This is a genomic window from Vibrio sp. T11.5, from assembly GCF_027587155.1.
Taxonomy (GTDB): Bacteria; Pseudomonadota; Gammaproteobacteria; order Enterobacterales; family Vibrionaceae; genus Vibrio; species Vibrio neptunius.
Map to the genome: position 1 here is coordinate 76,193 of NZ_JAPPTP010000018.1, position 18,014 is coordinate 94,206.

The 18,014-nt window shown below is 41.7% G+C and carries 14 protein-coding genes and 3 pseudogenes; 10 read left to right on the plus strand and 7 right to left on the minus strand.

What is annotated here, in order from left to right:
* Positions 1-3: 3 nt before the first annotated feature.
* The 3 genes from OH455_RS16940 to OH455_RS16950 all read right to left on the minus strand — a co-directional run bounded on the left by OH455_RS16940 (position 4) and on the right by OH455_RS16950 (position 4,155).
* Positions 4-1,893: a DUF294 nucleotidyltransferase-like domain-containing protein gene (locus OH455_RS16940; protein ID WP_045977239.1), complete on the minus strand. Its 1,890-nt coding sequence runs from the start codon at positions 1,891-1,893 to the stop codon at positions 4-6.
* A 108-nt stretch (positions 1,894-2,001) separates the two neighbouring features.
* The gene (gene cueR / locus OH455_RS16945; protein WP_269982183.1) at positions 2,002-2,388 is read right to left on the minus strand and encodes a Cu(I)-responsive transcriptional regulator; all 387 of its coding nucleotides are present in this window, start codon (positions 2,386-2,388) and stop codon (positions 2,002-2,004) included.
* Between the two features lie 159 nt (positions 2,389-2,547).
* On the minus strand, positions 2,548-4,155 hold the full coding sequence (locus OH455_RS16950; protein ID WP_269982184.1) for a putative bifunctional diguanylate cyclase/phosphodiesterase: 1,608 nt from the start codon (positions 4,153-4,155) through the stop codon (positions 2,548-2,550).
* 265 nt (positions 4,156-4,420) lie between these two features.
* Between OH455_RS16950 and OH455_RS16955 the strand changes: the two genes are divergently transcribed.
* Both OH455_RS16955 and OH455_RS16960 read left to right on the plus strand, forming a co-directional pair.
* On the plus strand, positions 4,421-5,614 hold the full coding sequence (locus tag OH455_RS16955) for an acetate/propionate family kinase (protein ID WP_269982185.1): 1,194 nt from the start codon (positions 4,421-4,423) through the stop codon (positions 5,612-5,614).
* 440 nt (positions 5,615-6,054) lie between these two features.
* Complete coding sequence (locus OH455_RS16960) at positions 6,055-6,963, plus strand: hypothetical protein (RefSeq protein WP_269982186.1); 909 nt, start codon at positions 6,055-6,057, stop codon at positions 6,961-6,963.
* 488 nt (positions 6,964-7,451) lie between these two features.
* Here the strand turns inward: OH455_RS16960 and OH455_RS16965 are convergent, their stop codons facing one another.
* Positions 7,452-8,495, minus strand: a complete 1,044-nt coding sequence (locus OH455_RS16965; RefSeq protein WP_269982187.1) for a hypothetical protein — start codon at positions 8,493-8,495, stop codon at positions 7,452-7,454.
* A 761-nt stretch (positions 8,496-9,256) separates the two neighbouring features.
* On the opposite strand from OH455_RS16965, the gene OH455_RS16970 reads away from it, so the two are divergent.
* The 4 genes from OH455_RS16970 to OH455_RS16985 all read left to right on the plus strand — a co-directional run bounded on the left by OH455_RS16970 (position 9,257) and on the right by OH455_RS16985 (position 11,874).
* Positions 9,257-9,751: a hypothetical protein gene (locus OH455_RS16970; protein ID WP_269982188.1), complete on the plus strand. Its 495-nt coding sequence runs from the start codon at positions 9,257-9,259 to the stop codon at positions 9,749-9,751.
* Positions 9,752-10,008: 257 nt separating this feature from the next.
* A complete protein-coding gene (locus tag OH455_RS16975) occupies positions 10,009-10,488 on the plus strand; it encodes a hypothetical protein (protein ID WP_269982189.1) in 480 nt (159 codons plus the stop codon).
* Between the two features lie 184 nt (positions 10,489-10,672).
* A complete protein-coding gene (locus OH455_RS16980) occupies positions 10,673-11,182 on the plus strand; it encodes a hypothetical protein (protein ID WP_269982190.1) in 510 nt (169 codons plus the stop codon).
* Between the two features lie 227 nt (positions 11,183-11,409).
* Positions 11,410-11,874 (plus strand): GNAT family N-acetyltransferase, encoded by a 465-nt coding sequence (locus OH455_RS16985; RefSeq protein ID WP_269982191.1) that lies wholly within the window; start codon positions 11,410-11,412, stop codon positions 11,872-11,874.
* Positions 11,875-11,902: 28 nt separating this feature from the next.
* On the opposite strand, the pseudogene OH455_RS16990 reads toward OH455_RS16985, so the two are convergent.
* The 3 genes and pseudogenes from OH455_RS16990 to OH455_RS17000 form a co-directional block, all read right to left on the minus strand.
* Positions 11,903-12,030: pseudogene (locus tag OH455_RS16990) on the minus strand (IS110 family transposase); the annotation flags it as partial.
* Positions 12,031-12,194: 164 nt separating this feature from the next.
* A complete protein-coding gene (locus tag OH455_RS16995; RefSeq protein ID WP_269982192.1) occupies positions 12,195-13,646 on the minus strand; it encodes a hypothetical protein in 1,452 nt (483 codons plus the stop codon).
* Positions 13,647-14,082: 436 nt separating this feature from the next.
* A pseudogene (locus tag OH455_RS17000) lies at positions 14,083-14,561 on the minus strand (IS110 family transposase); the annotation flags it as partial.
* 634 nt (positions 14,562-15,195) lie between these two features.
* On the opposite strand from OH455_RS17000, the gene OH455_RS17005 reads away from it, so the two are divergent.
* The 4 genes and pseudogenes from OH455_RS17005 to OH455_RS23370 form a co-directional block, all read left to right on the plus strand.
* Positions 15,196-15,531, plus strand: a complete 336-nt coding sequence (locus tag OH455_RS17005; protein WP_269982193.1) for an energy transducer TonB — start codon at positions 15,196-15,198, stop codon at positions 15,529-15,531.
* Positions 15,532-15,892: 361 nt separating this feature from the next.
* Positions 15,893-16,306, plus strand: coding sequence for a hypothetical protein (locus tag OH455_RS17010; RefSeq protein ID WP_269982194.1), 414 nt, complete (start codon positions 15,893-15,895; stop codon positions 16,304-16,306).
* Between the two features lie 156 nt (positions 16,307-16,462).
* On the plus strand, positions 16,463-17,065 hold the full coding sequence (locus OH455_RS17020; RefSeq protein ID WP_269982196.1) for a hypothetical protein: 603 nt from the start codon (positions 16,463-16,465) through the stop codon (positions 17,063-17,065).
* A gap of 883 nt (positions 17,066-17,948) precedes the next feature.
* Positions 17,949-18,014, plus strand: a pseudogene (locus OH455_RS23370) (GNAT family N-acetyltransferase); the annotation flags it as partial.

Genomic DNA, 18,014 nt, shown 5'->3' on the forward strand with positions numbered 1-18,014 from the left:
CACCTACTTAAAATTATTGCTGGCTTGGTAGCGGAACTTGAGAAAATTCTGTGCATTACTGAGGATCTGGAACGCATCTTTTAGGTTGCGGCGTTCAAAATCGGATAGATTTTCTGGTTCAATATTGTTGTCTGGTTCGATTTCATTCTCTACATCCAGCGCTTGGTGACGAATTCGTACCATAGAAATAAACTCTAATGCATCGCGAAGATCGCGTGCCTTTCCTTTGGGTAAAATGCCAGCTTCATGAATATCATCTAGGCGTTCAAAGGAGTTAGTAGAGCGGGACCCAACCGCTAGCGCGTGGACACGAATTAAGTCAGCCAATGGAGCAGTACCACGGCGCTTGAGGTTGATGGAGTTTTTATGCTGGCCGTCTTTCTCCATCACAAAATCTTTGAAGAAACCGAGCGGCGGCGTTCGGTTCATCGCATTGCGCGCTAGGCAGGCTAGGAAGCGGTTGTTTTTTCGAGAACGCCTAACAATAAAGCCGTTGAGCTGCTCTGCCCATTTTAGGCGGCCGTAGACACCGACTAAGTCAAAGAAAATAGAGGCGTTCAATAGTGCTTTCGGGTTCGGGTCGTCAATCCAGTCGGCAAAGCACTCTTCCCACTCGGTACGGGTCATGCGCCACTCCGGATTAGTCGCCATAATGTCACCGGTACAATAGGTGTAACCGCACTCATTTAATCCATCACAGATTTTCTTGGCCAGAGCAGAGAAATACGCATCGTGTTGTTCTTTGACATACGAATTATCAAGGATGATGGCGTTGTCTTGATCGGTGACGAGAATCTGCTCGTCTCGGCCCATAGATCCTAAAGCCAGAAAGCAATAGGGAATCGGCGGTTCGCCTAACTCTTCTTCCGCCAGCTCAATAATTCGCTGTTTGAAGCTTTTACCAATCACCGACATGGCACTGCCGACCATATGAGAGTTCGCATCTTCGTTGACCAATCTCACGAAGCTATCTTTTACCTGTTCAGATAAAGCCGCGAGCTCTTCTATCGACTGTTGTTGGAAGATGCTGCTGACCAAGAGTAGAGAGTTTTGCGATTCGTAGCGGACAATGTCTGTCGCTTCAATAATACCAATCGGCTTTTTATCTTTTAAAACAGGAAGATGATGCACGTTGTAGCGCAACATGGTCAGCATTGCTTCATACACGTACGCATTGTGATCAAGGGAAATGACTTCGGTTGTCATCACGCTAGCCACTTCATCGTTCGCATCGAGACCTTCAGCCAATACACGGGTACATAGATCCCGGTCGGTGATGATGCCCACCAGTGGGGAATTGTCTTCCTCGTTGTCTTCGAGGATGTCGGGGTCGATGATCAACAGTGAAGAGACATTCTCTTCAGCCATTTTGATCGCAGCATTCTGGATGGTTTCTGTTTTTTCCAAAAAGGGCGCATCTCCGGTGAGAAGCGTACGCACTTTAGACGTTGTTAGGTCGTTTTGTTCATTGGTACTTGAAACCGCTTGACGAAGTCGGGCGGTATCTTCGACTTCAACAAAATCGGCAAAGGTTTCGTGATTGTCGTAGAGCTCTTGGAAAATGGCTTCAGGAATGCAGTACACCAACGTATCTTTGGTCGCTTTGGCTGGAAAGCGCACTTTATTATTGGTGAGTAGGCCCATTTGACCAAACAGAGCACCTTCATCGAGGCGGTTATAAAGTTCACCTTTACGTCGATAAACTTCAACAACCCCACTGCGTACCATGTACAAATCATGGATCTCATCACCAAAGTGGATGACGGGTGTATCCTCACGAAAATAAGAAATTTCAACATGCTTGGTGACTAAGTTGAGCACGTCGTCCTCTAGCTCATCAAAGGGAGGGTGTTGAGAGAGAAAATTCTTAATTTCCAGTAATTCTGCTTCCATGAAGACATCCGATGTATCTGAGTTGTCTTTCAATGTTACATGATCTGTGGACGTACTTCATGGTGAGCAGTTGAAAAGAGTAATAAAATTAAGAGAATGGGCAACGCTTCACTTGGTGAGATCTTCAATAATAGGGCAATCACTGCCTTCATCGCCGGGACACGCGTTTACCCAGCTCTTGAGTTGCTTTTCGATTTCTTTCAGTTGACGAATCTTAACCTCAACTTCTTTGAGCTTTTCTTGAGCCTTCGCTTTAACTTCACGACTTTTACGCTCGGGGTTATGAGCCAGTTCGACAAACTCCTTGCATTCTGCCAGAGAAAAGCCCGCATTTTTCGCTCGTGAAACGAGATTGAGCTCCTGAATATGTTGTTCACTATACTCTCGATAACCTGCTTCACTGCGATTAGGGGCAGAGATCACGCCTTTATCTTCGTACAAACGTATCGATTTACTCGATAAACCGGTGAGTTTTGCTACTGAGCCTATATTCATGGATACCCTCTGCCTATGAGTGGTTGCACGCATTAATGATGAGTTTTACCGTTTTACTACTTTCTGGCGTTGAGGCCAATGTTTTTATGGGGTCAAACTTGAGAAACCAAGTGAACCGCAGGGGAGGATGATCTGCATTGCTGGTATCTCTTTGGATTGTTAGGTTGGCTCAGCCAGCTCAATAATGTGGGGTGGGTTGTGGTTGTGAGTCCAACGGATCGCGTCGTCAATCTTTAACGCAGGGCTGTAGAGAAACCCCTGAATATAGTCGCAACCATAGTTTTTTAGCATCTCGAGTACATTGTTGTCTTCAACACCCTCGGCGACCACGGTGTAGCCCAGCCCATGAGCCAGTGCAATCGCATTAGAGACAATCGAACCATTGCGTTGGTTCGTCTCTAATTGATAGAGAAAGGAGCGATCAATTTTTATTTGGTCAACCGGCAGATCTCTTAGCAATGACAGCGAAGAATAGCCAGTACCGAAGTCATCTAGACTGATCTTAAAGCCGAGTTCTTTAAGGCTTTCCAATAAAACTTCGGGGCTTCTCAAGCGATTAATAGCGGTACTTTCAGTGATTTCAAGGATAAGGTTTTCAGTGATATCCGGGTAGATCTGAATCAGCTTTTCAAGCTGTCTCTTAAGGTAATTACCCATCAGATCTTTGGCTGATAAGTTGACATGAACCGGGCAGCGGATGTTTTCAGCTTTGAATTTTTCGATGTCTTTTGAGACTTGCTCAAGCACCCAATTGGTAATCGAGGTCACCTTATTGCTTTGTTCAGCGATGGGGATGAACTCAACGGGGCTAACGATAGAGCCGTCTTCTTTTTGCCAGCGGATCAGCGCTTCGTAGCCACTGACAATGGCACTTTTGCTGCTAACAATAGGTTGGTAGTAGACACAGAACTCATCATTGAGCAGCGCGGCATCGATTTCGCGAGCGATACGCAGCTTTTTCTTCGCCCCTTGGCTCATTTGATCGTCATAACAGGCGATCAACCGACCGGACTTTTTGGCCCAGTACATGGCCACATCTGCGGTATTGATCACTTGCTCCGCGGTATCGCCGTGCCTTGGAAACTCACTCAAACCGATCACCGCACAAGTACTTAACTCAAAGCCATCAATAGCGAAGGGCTTACGCAACTCGTTATCAATCCGTTTAGCCAAGGCTTTTGACGCCACTTCATTACCGTTTGGACAAAGGATGACAAATTCATCACCACCAATGCGGGCGATAAAGTCTTCGTGTTCCAACAGAGATGACATTCGTTGTCCAATCTGAATCAGTAATTGGTCGCCGCAAAAATGGCCCATTCCGTCGTTGATTTGTTTGAAATTCACAATATCAACCAGCAGGAGATCAAAGGGCCTATCGGACTCAATCAGCAGCTCGATGGCTTCAATACAATGTTTTCGATTAGGAAGGTTAGTGAGAGAGTCGTGAAGCGCGTTATGCTTTTCTTCATCAGCAAGCGAATGGAGTTGCTGAATACTTTGCAAACTGTAGGTGGTGACCATATAAACAAAAATGCTTCCACAGAAGAGAATAACGCATAGCCCCAGCAAAACTGGCGTAACAACTGGCTCAGATATAATGGCAATTAAAACAAATAGATAGCCTAAAACAAAACCAATGATTAAATAGCTCAACACCTGCCAGCCTAGATGCTTTGTCTTGCGACAAACCTGGTTAGCAGGCACGTATCCCGCGACCATGATAATGATGCCTGAGATGACTAAAAAAATAGATAAGGTTGCCACTACTTAGACCATTTGGACCGACTTTGGGTTAATTATCGAAAGTATCACACTGACTAGAGTTTAGGCCCGTATCGCATATTTATAAAACTGACATTAAATTTTGGGATCAAAATAATCTTCAGATTGCGTTAGATCAACAAACATTCGCTTCAAATGCGCTCTCAATTAAAATAAAGTTGAATAATTAAAAAAATATTGAATAATGTAAGCCACACTAAGAAGCGCTTTGCTTCCAAAATTCGGTCTGAAACAGGATACCTATTCCATGTCTAACTCGTTTGTGCTGGTTATTAACTCTGGTAGTTCATCTCTTAAATTCGCGGTGATCGACTCCGTAACAGGAGACGCTGTCGTCACTGGGTTAGGAGAGTGCTTTGGGCTCCCTGAAGCGGTAATCGGTTGGAAATACAAGGGTGAGAAAACTGAAGAAGCCATCACTGCTGCAGACAATCATCATCAACATGCCATCAACCGAATCGTTAGCCTGATGGAATCATTGGGTTTTACCAACGATCTAGTTGCCGTGGGTCACCGTATCGTGCATGGCGGAGAAAAATTCACATCAACAGTTCGCATTAATGACGACGTCCTAGCAGAAATTGAAAGCTTGTCTGATCTGGCACCGCTCCACAACCCAGCAGGCGCGAAAGGGATTCAAGCTGCAATGCAAGCTTTCCCAAGCCTTCCTCAATTTGCTGTCTTCGACACCGCGTTTCACCAAACCATGCCGCAAAAGGCATTCACTGGTGCGATCTCCAATGAACTGTACAAAGAATATGGTATCCGCCGATACGGTTTCCACGGCACTAGTCATTACTTCGTTAGCCGTGAAGCGGCGAAAATGCTGGGTAAACCTGTCGAAGCGTCGAGCTTTATTTCTGTCCACTTGGGCAACGGTGCATCGGTTTGTGCGATCAGCAACGGTCAATCTGTCGATACATCGATGGGCTTTACCCCTCTAGCGGGCCTGATGATGGGGACACGTTCCGGAGACCTAGACCCTGGTATTATCGAGTTCCTAATGAAAAAAGGCTGGAGCCAAGAGAAAGTCTTCGAGACCTTGAACAAGAAGTCAGGCTTCCTTGGTGTTTCTGGTTTGACTTCTGATGCACGAGGTATTTTGGAAGCGATGGAAAACGGCCATGAGGGGGCGAAGCTCGCATTTGAGGTGTTCACTTACCGTGTGGCTAAGTACATCGGCTCTTACCTGATCCCCCTTAGTGCATTAGATGCGATTATTTTTACTGGTGGTATCGGTGAAAACTCACTGCCAATTCGTCGAGAAATTTTAAACAACCTCAAACTATTAGGTTTTATTGAAGACGAAAAAGGCAACGAAGACGCCCGCTTTGGCCGTGCGGGTATTATTGCTAAGTCTGAGGTGTTGGGCGCTGTCGCGATGGTGATTCCAACCAATGAAGAGTTTGTGATTGCTCAGCAGTCAGTAGAACTACTGTAAAGATTCATAACTTTAAAATCGAAAAGCGAGCTCAAGTGGCTCGCTTTTTTGTTTTTATGTGTTGGAGAGGCTTGTAGCCAAATACCTAAACCCAAGGCAGCCAGCGTTAGATGCTTTGTTGTCTGGCATTCACTTTCAGACTCCTTGAGACACTAGCCAATCGTGAGATAGTTTTGCCCAAAGTCGTTTAAAGCAAATGACTTACAAAATCTAGAGGCGTGTTTTTCCCCGACTAGAAGTTACCCGAAATCGATATATCTTTGGGTGATGCCATACAGTTCCATCTAACCCACTCTCATTTAAAAGAAACATTTATCCTTGCTTCAGGCTGTTATCACATGTACTTAATCATTTTCTCGTAAATTCATCCACTTATGTGGCACAATGAGCTCTATTTCATAATAAGATCTTTTCTATGATAAGTTTGAGGTAACTGTTCAATGGCTAGCCCTTCAGCATTAAGTAAACCAAAGCAACTTCACGACATCACTCTAAGACTGGAATATCTAGAGCTACGTGAGCAACCTGAAGACTTACTTTACTCATTACATTGTTATACCAAAGGTTATAGAAGGTTTATTGAGCTTGTAGGTACACAAGTTGAACCCAACTTAATTCCCGTTTTTCAACTAGACTATGTTGAGCGCGGCTCTATTAAGCTCAAAAATAAAATTGGTTATAAACCCTCTTTTATCAACTGGTTAGGGTATATGTTGACCAAGTTGCTGAGTGAGGATATTACGGATGAAAATCTTAAAGATAAGGTTTCTGAACTAGAAGAAAAAACGACAGAGTTTATCGAAGAAACGTGTCCTCATAATGACTTGATGGAGAAGCCTGACCCTTATATTGATCCAATCACGTTTGCTGAAATTATGAATGACTTCTCTGATGGTGGTAAGCAGCTTCAACCTAAAGAGCACTTTGAAGTGATAGAGTCAGTCGATGCTGAAGAATCAAAAAAAGTAATATCTTTTGACCGCTCTTTCCGTTCGTACGTTTCTATTTCTGAGCTTAAGAAAGCTAAACCTCAGCCATTTGATGGTGATGATACATTTATTGCAATTAAACCATGTAATGTTGGTGATGGAGCTTGGTGGGTCAAGAGTACAATAACCCATCGTTCTTTCTATGTGCGCATACAAGATTCTGAGTGGCTAGCTAGGTACCAGTCAGGAAAACTTCCTGCCGTGGTCGCTAATGACCTAATCAAAGTTAACTTAGTTTGCGATGTAATAGTGAATAAAACGGGTGGCGCTAGAAATGTCAATGCTTACGTGACAAAGGTTCACGGAGTTGAGAAAGCAAAGTTTCTATCACCTGATAATCAGGCTAAACTATTTGAATGAAAAAGTTTTTCTCAAACTACATCTTTATCTTGATACCTTTTGTAGTATTGATTGTTACGAAAGGTGTTGTGGCACAATTTCAAGGTGTGCTAACGTCTACAGATTGGTCCATAGCTAGTTTTATGATCATTGCTCAATGTATGAGTTTCATAATTACAAACTTACAGAGTTACCCTAATCTCAGTAAGTATGGTCTTAGCATATTCATTGGTATTACAATAATATTTTTAATACTTTGCATCGGTGTGTATGCGTATAGCCTATCTAATCCAACAAGCTATATTGCTTATGGCCAGCCTCTAATGTTTTTGGTTAGTTCCATATGGATGATGGGTGTTTACAAGGCAGATGATTATTTAAGAAAGCTATAATTGATTTAGCCTTACAGTAAGAACTTATCTTTAATTTTTTATGGATGCAATGTGCGCACAGAGTGCGCACTATGAAGGCAAACTAACAGATCGGGATTCCCCCTCAATACTTGCAAACTATGTTCGTTGACTAGCACTAATTTTTGGACTCGCATCGACCAGTATAATATTAGGATAGCTTTGACCGTTCTTCTTACTGTCCTCAATGAAATCAAGTAAGTTACGGTATGAGCTTTTCGAATCACCAGAGTCAATGACGACGTATATACCTTTGTCAGTTTTCTCACTTTTTAGATATTGCTTAAGCTGCTTAGCGTAACCTTCAAGCACCTTTGAATTGGTAGATAGCTTTAGCTCGACGCAGACTTTCGAATCGTTACCTTGAGAGAATATAAAATCAGCTTTTCCACTTCCGACGTCAGGCTCTGCTGACATACAAACACCAAAAAGCTCACTGACTCTACCTAGAACAGCAGCGAATACCCATTGAAAGTGCTTCTCTGGCTCTTTGTTCAAACTCCTCCAAAGTCCTTTTTCTTCAACTTGATGCTGGAAAGATATAATTTCAGCTAAAAGCCAACTGTATAGCTCGTCTTCATCCATCTTGAGCTGAAAGTATGAATCTTTGCGATCCATAAGAAAGCCAAAGTTATCGTCAATAAGATTCAAATGACTGTGGATACCAATGAAGTTCTTTGCTTCGATTCTTCTTACGATCTGCTCTTCAATTTCAAATAAATGGTTAAACAACAACCATGTGTTAAAAATTTCATGGTCCGTTTCACCACTAAACTCGTAGTCTGGGATTGCTATCTCTTCAACAAGTCCATCTTCACCGTAGACTTTGAAAGGGTCTTCGATCCTATCTTTCGCATATGATTTCCTGTCTTGTTTGAAGTGATATCTGAGCTTCCTAGCCAAAAATTCATAGAAACTAGGTATGTCTTTTTCTTCTACTTGGAAATCACCATATGGCAATGACTGGAGATTGTAATTATGGTGTCTGTCATTGCTAGTGGCTCTATCGTATTCAAGAAAAACAGCTTTAGCTTGAGATGATTGGGGGCGACACAAAGGTGAGGTGTACTTGAAGATATGGTTTCGCTCATCAACGATAGTTGACTCGATATACATTTTTAGTCGTTTCAGTTCATTAGTCATATCTAAACCATTCAATATCATCTAAGCACTTGCTGATTATACATTTAAATTTCAATATGTTAACAAATGCAAAACAAGGCTATGAGCATACTTCTTTGAAAGTTTGATAGGCAATGTGCCATAGTGAACTTGGCCTCCTAATGGAGGCGACCATAAACGACGGCTACTTCTGCGAAATCAACTTTTCGATACCTGAAGTAATACATCATCTACTTAATCGGCAAAAGCGTAAAACAGAACTGCCCAAAAACGCCCTAAATCGTTCGTCATATCTTGGTAAGCTTTGCTTTCTTGGTGGGGTATCTCTTCACAGCCTTAAACAATAGCAGCCGTTTTCTGTGACGGCCTTTTCTAAACCCCATCCTTTACTCGACACATTGTTAACACACCTCTTTACAAGGTACTGATTTTTGACCACTTAATCGGCCTGCGCGCTGAAACCGTTGACTCTTCTGAACCCCAGCGATATCCTGCAAAAGCACTGGCAAAATCCAGTGCCGGGCTTCGTACCCCGCACCTTACACATGGCGCATAGATGCCGGCTGAACCTTAGCCTCCATCATGTGCGGCCTAGGCACATCTGTAGAAATCTAAATCGCATCAATAAATGCGCATTTCGATTCGGTATTACGGTGGGCTGGGCGAGGCAGCTTAGGCTGGCCGTTTCCATGTGTGCGGTAGTACGAACCTTGTTCAGTTCACCACCCTTTGTTATGGGGTCTCTGTGTGGTGATGGAAATGTTTTCCTGTTGGAGGTTATCATGCCAAAGCTCACAGACGATCACGTTCTGAAGGTTCTCAACTCTATTTGCTATCGCATTCACACCGAGCCTGAATCGATTCGCTCCCATATGCGTGATTTATCGACGCTACTCAATGGGCCCGACCCTAAACAAACGTCCAAATACAGCTGGCTCGAAGCGATTATTAGACAAGCACAACTCAATCGCTTTACCGAGCACTGCTCCCCATCTAGTGGCACTCCCGATCTTTGTTTAATCAAGATGCAGAACCAAAATGCGTATAACTTGTGTTTTACCCAAGATGTTGACCAATGTATTTGTCGTTTACAGTCTTTGTGCGCACAACCGATTGAACTAGTGGCGCATGGGAAGGCCAAACTGAGCCCAGATGCACTGCTTGAGGTGCTGTCTGAGCCGCAGATCCAGAAGAACCGTTGGTTTCCGCTATCCGATAGTCAGCGAGATGGCATCGTTAAAACGCTTAAGGCAGAGCAAGCTCTCACCTCGCGTTAATTGGCTATCAACGAGCAGGCACAGAATCACCGAGCTGTGGGGTAGGGTGCTGCTCTAAATTATTGTTAGTAATAGAATTTTTATTCTTCTTACTAAGATAACCCCCACGCACGCCTTTATATATTGATAAAATGTATATATTACGCATTTATACTAAGTTTCAGTTACTTATGATAGGTTAATGGCAAGTCAGGCAGAGAGAAAAACGAGAAGGCCTGTTGTTAAGGATTTTATAATTTTTAATTAGGAAACACACTTTGATACGTTCTATTTTTTCCATATTTGGAATCCTGTTAATTGCTGGTTGCTCAAGTGCGCCAGTTTCTAAAGATATACCTCAATTGAAAATAACAGAGCATCTTCAGTTATCGGAAGGGGATATAAAGGTCGGCATAATTCGAAATAAAAATGTTATGGCTTCAGCGATCCACTATTGGCCTGTATACAACCGGAAGGTCATCGGTGGGTTGCTTACCGGTGATTATATTGAATTTAGTTTGCCATCTAAATCTGGAGATGTTGGCGCTTCATGTTACGGAGGGTGGAGTTCATCGTGGAAAACTCGTCTTTATCGAATTACTGAAGAATCTCCAGATGAGATTTACTTTCTACTATCTCCTTCATTTACGGAGGGAGAGCAATGCTTAGACATGGAGCTCATTGATTCCAGCGAATTTCATGAGAGAGCGCGCTCATCTAAACAAGTACCAGTTGGCAGTATTTCAAGTCGAGAATAAAAATTAGAACAAGCGTTTCGGATAGTTAAGGTGTCTGTCCCAATTGGATTCATGATGTATGTTTTGACGCATTGTCATTAATTTTTAGTTGCTTATGATAGGCTAATGGCAAGTAAGGCAGAGAGAAAAACGAGACGGCCTGTTGTTAAGGATGCTATGTCACTTCGGAGAAACTGTAATCGCGATGGTTAGTAAAACTTATATACAAATTTCTCTATATGGAATAGCTATATGGGTAGCATTTTCTGTAGACGATAATGTGTTTAATGGTTTCGAGTTTATTGCTTTGGTTAGCTTGGTATGTCTGTTGATCGGTTTAATTGTATATAAACGGAAGAGCCCGTCAAAAGTTTTTCTTGAAGGAGAAGAGCACCGTCCTTTCTTACGTAGACAAGTTCCTTTTACTTATGCCGCAAGCGGTGTCATTTTGGCTGGAGTAACTGCACTCTATGGTGTTGTTGGCGAACCTTTTGAGATCATTGGCTATGTTGAACAAAAGCGTCAGAGCCGTGGAAAAGGAGGTATTACTCATGTTTTGGATATCAAGCATGAGCTCTATGGCGTCATACGTAGCCGCACCTCTGAAAAGCTTTGGTTGTCACAAAGTACCGGTTCTCCCTTACTGTTGAAAATTCAAAGAAATTTTTTTGGGCAACATGTAATTGTAAGTGTTAAGGCGTTGGACTCAAAGTGACATAACCAAGCGTTCAATTGGACAGCCAACGCTCGACCATTTTAGCAGTTAAGGTGTCTGTCCCAAATAGATTTGAGAAACTACCAAAATATCAACAGTCTAACGTTTCTAATGTGGCTGATAATACATTGATTTGTAATTGAGTTGGTAAGTGAAAGACGGCATGATGTGAGAGTGAAAAGCGGTTGCTTGCCGTCTAATTAGCGTTATGCTCACAAGAGGAAAATATGGACGTCCGTTGTAAAGTATTAAGAAATGAAGATAGTCTCAAATATCGAGAGGTAAGGCTAGAAAGTCTAAGATTACACCCCGAGTGCTTTGGTTCTGGATATGAAGCCCAGTCTAAAATGCCTAAATTGTATTTTGAGGGTTTAATCGAAAATAACTCCCAAGAAAGTGTAATGATCGGAGCATTTACAGACGACAAGCTCATTGGCTTATGTGGTTTAACTCCTGGTGGCGAGAACTCATTGGAAATCATCCAAATGTTTGTTTTTTCGGAGTATAGGGGACATGGTGTAGGTCAAACGTTGCTAAATGAAGCCAAATCAATTTTAAATCTTCGTCCTGAAAGTAACTTGAAGCTGACAGTGTTTTCAGACAATGTAGCAGCGATTAAATCCTATGAAAAATCGGGTTTTACGCATCTTAATAGTGTTGAAAATGAGTTGGTCATGACTTTTGAGCCGTGAGCATAACAAGAGACTATGGCGTCAATAGTTAATTTTTGGCGCTACTGATATCCCACATAGCACCATCCCTTAGCATCGAATTTAGTATTACTACCATCTTTCGCAACCGTGCAATGATAGCCATTTTTTAGGTTTCCCAGCTTCAACAAGCCGTTCCATATGTAGCCTTAAATGCAGGTTTTCATTGGATAGCGAGATGATTGCCATGTGACTGTTAAGGTGTCTGTCCCAATTAGATTCATTTTCGGGAAGGGATATAATGGCACCTTGATTTCGCAAGGTGCTCTGTAATTGGCAAAAATGCTGCTAATCTGTTGGTTCTATTTGGGGAGTAAGTCTGTTGATATAACGACGCTTAAATTAAGATCGTAATTTTTAGTTAACCGAGAGACTTCATTTTGCACTTTTTCATATTCGGGTAGAAATAAGCAGTAATTTCGATAGGACGAATCATTTTGTGTGTCTCGTATAATTTTCTTTTGCTCACTGGCTTTGTGGTCAAGAAAGTATTCACAGGCAAGAAATGTAGCTAACGTACTGCACTCTCCAAATTTCTCTTTGTTGGTTACGCTGAGCCTAGAAGTGGCAATGGCTTTTTCGTAGTATATTTTTGTTTTGTCTTTTTTCTTAGCACTTTCATAAGTACTACTCATTTTTTCGTTAAACGTTCTGGTGTGATTGAAATCGGAAAAGACGCTATCGACAGCTCTATCCGGAATGTTTTTACGAACCGCAACGAGCTTTTTTGTAACCAAAAACTTCCAGAGATCTGTTGATAGGTTCTGATTGTTGTTAAGTACGCTGGTTCGATTTTGCGTTAAGGTTTCTGCGATAACAGATTTTAGAAACCATGCCTTTGATAGTTTTGGAATGTAAGTGCCTGAGAGGTTAGCTAGGTGGGTAAGGTAACCATGGATGCCCAATAGGTGGATACGCGCTCGACACCTCTCAACGACTTGTTGAACTCTTTCCTGCGAGGGAAGAGAATTCAGAGATGTACTATTGTTCTTAAAGTACTCCTCGATCTCATCCGCGACAACGGCATTCAGGAGCCGTTGAACTAGGTCTAACCTGAGATTTAAAATTTCTAGTGGCATCAATACTCTTTCGAGTAGAGTGGCGTAATTTCCAGCCGTGACTCTGCATCCATTCCTTGAAACTTGGACCCATCCAACAATTTTCTTTGTTACGCCTTGCTCGACGACATCATACCCTTTACTCAACGCCAACTCAGTAAAATCGCTGGCTAACTGCCTTCCAAAAATTTCGGGATTGATTTCTTTTAGTGCCTGACCGTAACCAGCCTCTCTTCGTGCGATAACATTGATTGTTTGGCCATCTGATGTTTTTACTTTGACATTTTGTTTGTTGCTTTCAAAGGGTGAGGCCCCATGGGTATCCAACGCATCATGCAAACCATCTATGATAATGCCACCAGCGGCTTGTGTTGCCATATTCAATGCAACTTTTAGTAAGGTTTCAGCAACAAACCAACCGAATTTTGCCGTCTTGGTCGCATCGGTAAGTTGAATTTGTGCGAGGGAGCCGTCAACACAGTCGACAACACATTCACTTATGTGTTTTGAGAAGTCAGCACGTAATTTGAGGATGTTGTGCGTCGTAAATGCCTCGAATATCTCGGGAATATTTTGATTTAGAGCCGTTATAATGGCTCGCTGGTGATAATTTTTCTGAATGTTGATATTTAAACTTTGCCACTCAAGCTTTTCAAACAACTCAGCTTCTGCTGTTGCTATTTTTTCTCCCGCCATGTTATGCCCCTTGCTATTCTATAGATAGTGTTTTTCGTTTATCTAATGAGAGTGAATGATTCTCCGGTTGTTTTCGCGGACTAACCTCGGGTAAATTTGGGGATACTTACGGCAAGTTTTAGAGATAGATACAAATCATGATCGTTGTCAGCAGAATCAATGATATAAACGTAGAGAATATACGCATGCAGAACGAGCCCGCATTAATAATCGTGCTGTTGGTTATAAAATCTCATTGAGCATTAATAAATGGGACAGTCACATTAAGAAAGGTAAGAGTTGGCATCACTACAAAGCTGTTTAAATGCTTCTTGTCAGTCGCCTATTATCGTGGACCTGCATGAATCTTCGTCCGGTGAAACAATATGGCTCTCGCGTGGCGAATATTGCGAACTCAAACCAGCAAATATTGTTAAGGTGTCTGTCCCAATTAGACCATCAATGAAGATCGGCCTACCGGAATAATTATCCCGAACTCAGAAAGCAGGGCACGCATGCGATTCATAAGTGCGCTGTGCTCACGAACCCAATGTTCTCTCATTCTATGTACCGATAGGATGGCTTGTTGCTCGGTGGATTTTATGGGCACTAAGCGATTAGATGGACGCTGAACAGCTTCGCAGATAGCAACAGCATCATTAAGGTCGTTCTTCCCCTTAGTTCGATAAGGAATTACGTATTTAACGGCCATGATACAGGCGTCATGCCCCAGTTTATTGGGTGCTCTGCCCAATAATGTGGACCACCACACGCTTCAACGCCTATACGCATGAGTGGTATATTTGCTATTGTAGTCAGTAGTTTAGAGCGAGTTACCGACTTATGAAGTATGACCTTACCATTTTGGTCTACGGCATGAAGACTGAAGTGGTTTTTAGCTAAGTCCATACCGCAGAAATAAGAATAGCCAGATATGGTGCCTCCGATGCATTTAAGTGCCACATAAGTGTGGCAGATCCTCGGTAGGGGGATCCATGTCATTCGTTATGTTGCTATCGAACCCTATTGGTAGAGAGGTTATATGGATAAGAATCAGGGGATTATAGAGTTTCTTGCGATGTCAGGTATCTTACCACTCGCGGTGTTTGTTTTATTGATCTTGGCTGGTATAGCCTTCGTCTTGTTAGTTATATTTGCTGTATCGAAAAGCAAGACGGATAGTAAATCAAGACAGGATGATAATGAGTTTCAGAAGCTTGATACGTACTATGACCCTAGGCTACCAGAGCGTTCTTGCCCAAATTGCTCAAGTAGTATTAGGAAAGGAAAAGTTGTATGTGGTAGCTGTGGTAAGTTGGATAGCAGCGTAATATCAACATAACACATATGAGCCTTCTGCCTGTCAATAGGCAATAACATCCTATTGGCTGCGCGAGCAGCCAATGCTCTTCGAACAACAAAGTTATCTACTTCGCTTTGTCATTTCGGTCACTAGGCACGGATTGTTAAGGTGTCTGTCCTAATTAGATTTGATAAAATAATCGAAAGTCGATCAGTCAGAAAAACGAGACTGCTTGTTATTGAAAATGTTATGTGTAAAAGGGTAAGTATGAGATTTATAGAAATTTTCTTAGTGTTATTACTGGTCGGGTGTGCTGGCCCTGAGGAAAATACTGACCCTCCCACATATCAAGAACTCATCCCTATAGAGCGTGTATTTCCCAAGTACCCTAAATTAGCAGTTGAAAGTCAATTATCAGGTTTTGTAGTTATGACTTTTAACGTCAATAAGCAAGGGCATGTAACTGATATTACAGTGGTAGAATCAAATCCAGAAGGCGTTTTTGATGAGGCTGCTGTTCAAGCGTTATCAAAATGGAAATATGGACCTTTAAATCATGTTGAATCTGTTCCTCAAAAGCAGAAGCTAGAGTTTAAAATTTAACACATTGGTCTTTTGGCGTGGTTTCTGCTGAAACGCGAGGACGAATGCTACATAGATGTTCATTGTAGTAACGGTTTGCTAGCTTTTCAGCGGTTGTTCAGTTAAACACTACCGAAAAAGCTAGTTGTTGTACTCATGGTGCTGCATTCATAGAGAGTTTAGGTAAAGCAATTGCCAAAAAATCTCAATACAATCATACCAGAAACATTAAAGACCAAACGCTACTTAACTTAGTATATGAGTCAATCAAGCAATAGAAGCAAGAACAAACATAACAAACTGCTTTTACTCTGTCTTTACCGTGGCTTGTTTTCGTTTTGTGGTATATTGTGCCAGAGCGTTATGAATCACATGAGTAATTATGGAATTAGCTAATTTTAAAGATGATTTCTGGCAACTTAGGAATGGCGAAATAAGTCATAGAGATAATCCGGACACTTTTTGGATTCCTTCGTTAAATGACAGGAAAGCGCTGAAAGTTGGAGATGCAGCTAAAGTCATCTTGGAAATTGAATGTGAAGATGAAGTTGGTGAAATTCACATTGAATCTGACCGGGGGTACTTAATCATATCTGAAGTCGTTGGCGATAAGTTTATCGGTATACTCGATTTCCAACCTTGCTGCATCGATCCAAATGAGGAAAGTGTATATCTTGGGTTTGGTGTGGAAATTCCTTTTGGTGTAGAGCATGTCATAGATATAGATCGGCCACCACAAAACTACATTGATTGGCAATTAGGTCAGAAGCCAGAAAAAGTCTGGTATCGTCGGTGACACATAACAAAATGTCTTAGAGTGATTCGCAACGCTTGGCACTTTTATTATGCGTTGGTTTTAGTGTTTAAGGCGATTTACGGCAGCTTCGGTATTGCGTTGCTCGCACCTTAATAGAGCTTTGGCATTTTAGGAGGAAGTATTCAGATTGTATCATTGATAGCTCCATTGATTTTTGTATTGTTTATTGTGTTAAAGGCAAGGGTTTCGGTATATCATAATGCTCTCGATAATGGTGCCTTGACTTATGTTTCAGCTTTCTTGGCAGTATCTTTAACTACGATTTTATACATATATAAAATTAGAAAAGTTAAACGCGCCGAAAACATATTAGTAGAACATGGAAAGTATGGAAAGAGTCCCAACTCTGCAATTCGTTTGTTACCAATTCTGGTTATTCCACTGTTTATCTTAATAAGAATTGGGATATCAATTTCAAATGAAAGGTATGTGGATGGTGATGTAGTAAAAATCGACTACACGGTTACTTGTAAAGGTGAGCGCTCAGTCAAAGGTGGGAGAATAAAGTATCTGTGTCTCAACGACGGTGAAAGAGAACTTAAATATGATTCCAATGACATAGCATCTCATTATTTTTCAATTGGGGAAGAAATAATAGTTACTGCACGAAGAGGTTATTGGGGGTACCTAGTTATTCAGGAACTCCACAAAAAGAAAACTCGTAAGGCGCTCGATGCGAAGGCGGTAACTTGCCCTGGGTTATCTGCTTCAGAGTGTGCTCGATACTTTGCTCCATAAAAAGTATCCAGGTTTAAGCTCGAATGCTAACGAGGTGTTTAAGGTAGATTCCCAACGCTTGGCGGTTTGTATTCTATGTTGGGTAGCATTTGTTAAGGTGCCTGTCCCAATTAGATTCCCTGTTCATCTATACCGTTCATTGGGGGTGGACTCGGTTTGAGTATGAGAAATGGCTTGTTTGTCCGACTGCCAAGTCTCGTTTAGCAGCTGAAGGGTTTTATAAGTTATTGTTAGCCATAGGATTAGCGAAATTCTTGCCAAGATAACGCGTATGGTTAAAAAGTGATAACACGCTCGCTTGTTTGTATATATTGATGTAGCGTATGTTTTGACATATTTACAATAATTTTCAGTTGCTTGTGATAGGGTAATGGTAAATCAGGCAGAGAGAAAAACGAGACTGCCTGTTGTTAATAATGTGAGGTTTAAAGGAGATTCACTAAATTGAAATTGTCTAAATGCCCCAAGTGTAATGAACCACAAAAAGCACTTACGTTATTACTAATTAACAATATGACAAACAAGAAATGTCATCAATGCGGGTGTTACTTGGACTTTGACCAAGGGGTCTCGATTTGCTTTGGAATTTGCCTTATGTTAACTGGCATATTTCCAGTATATTTCTTCAGTCCATTTATATATGAGTTGGATTTCTTTATGCCAATCTTTTTAGTCCTGTTGTTTGTAGTTGGCTTAATGTTGTATCTAACAGTAATTCCATTGGTTGAAAAGAATAAAACATAACAAATTGCTTAACAAAAACTCCTAACGCTTGGCGGCTTCACTCGCAATTTCAGCTCTGTGTTTATGGCACAATATTCAAGTTAAGTGGCATCGCGTTGTCCCTTGTTTGCAGGGCGTTAGGCCTTTTCGAGGAAATGATATGGAAATCGTTCAAGAAATCGAAGTTTCAGAATTGCATCATAAGGCTATCGAAGCATTAAGAAAC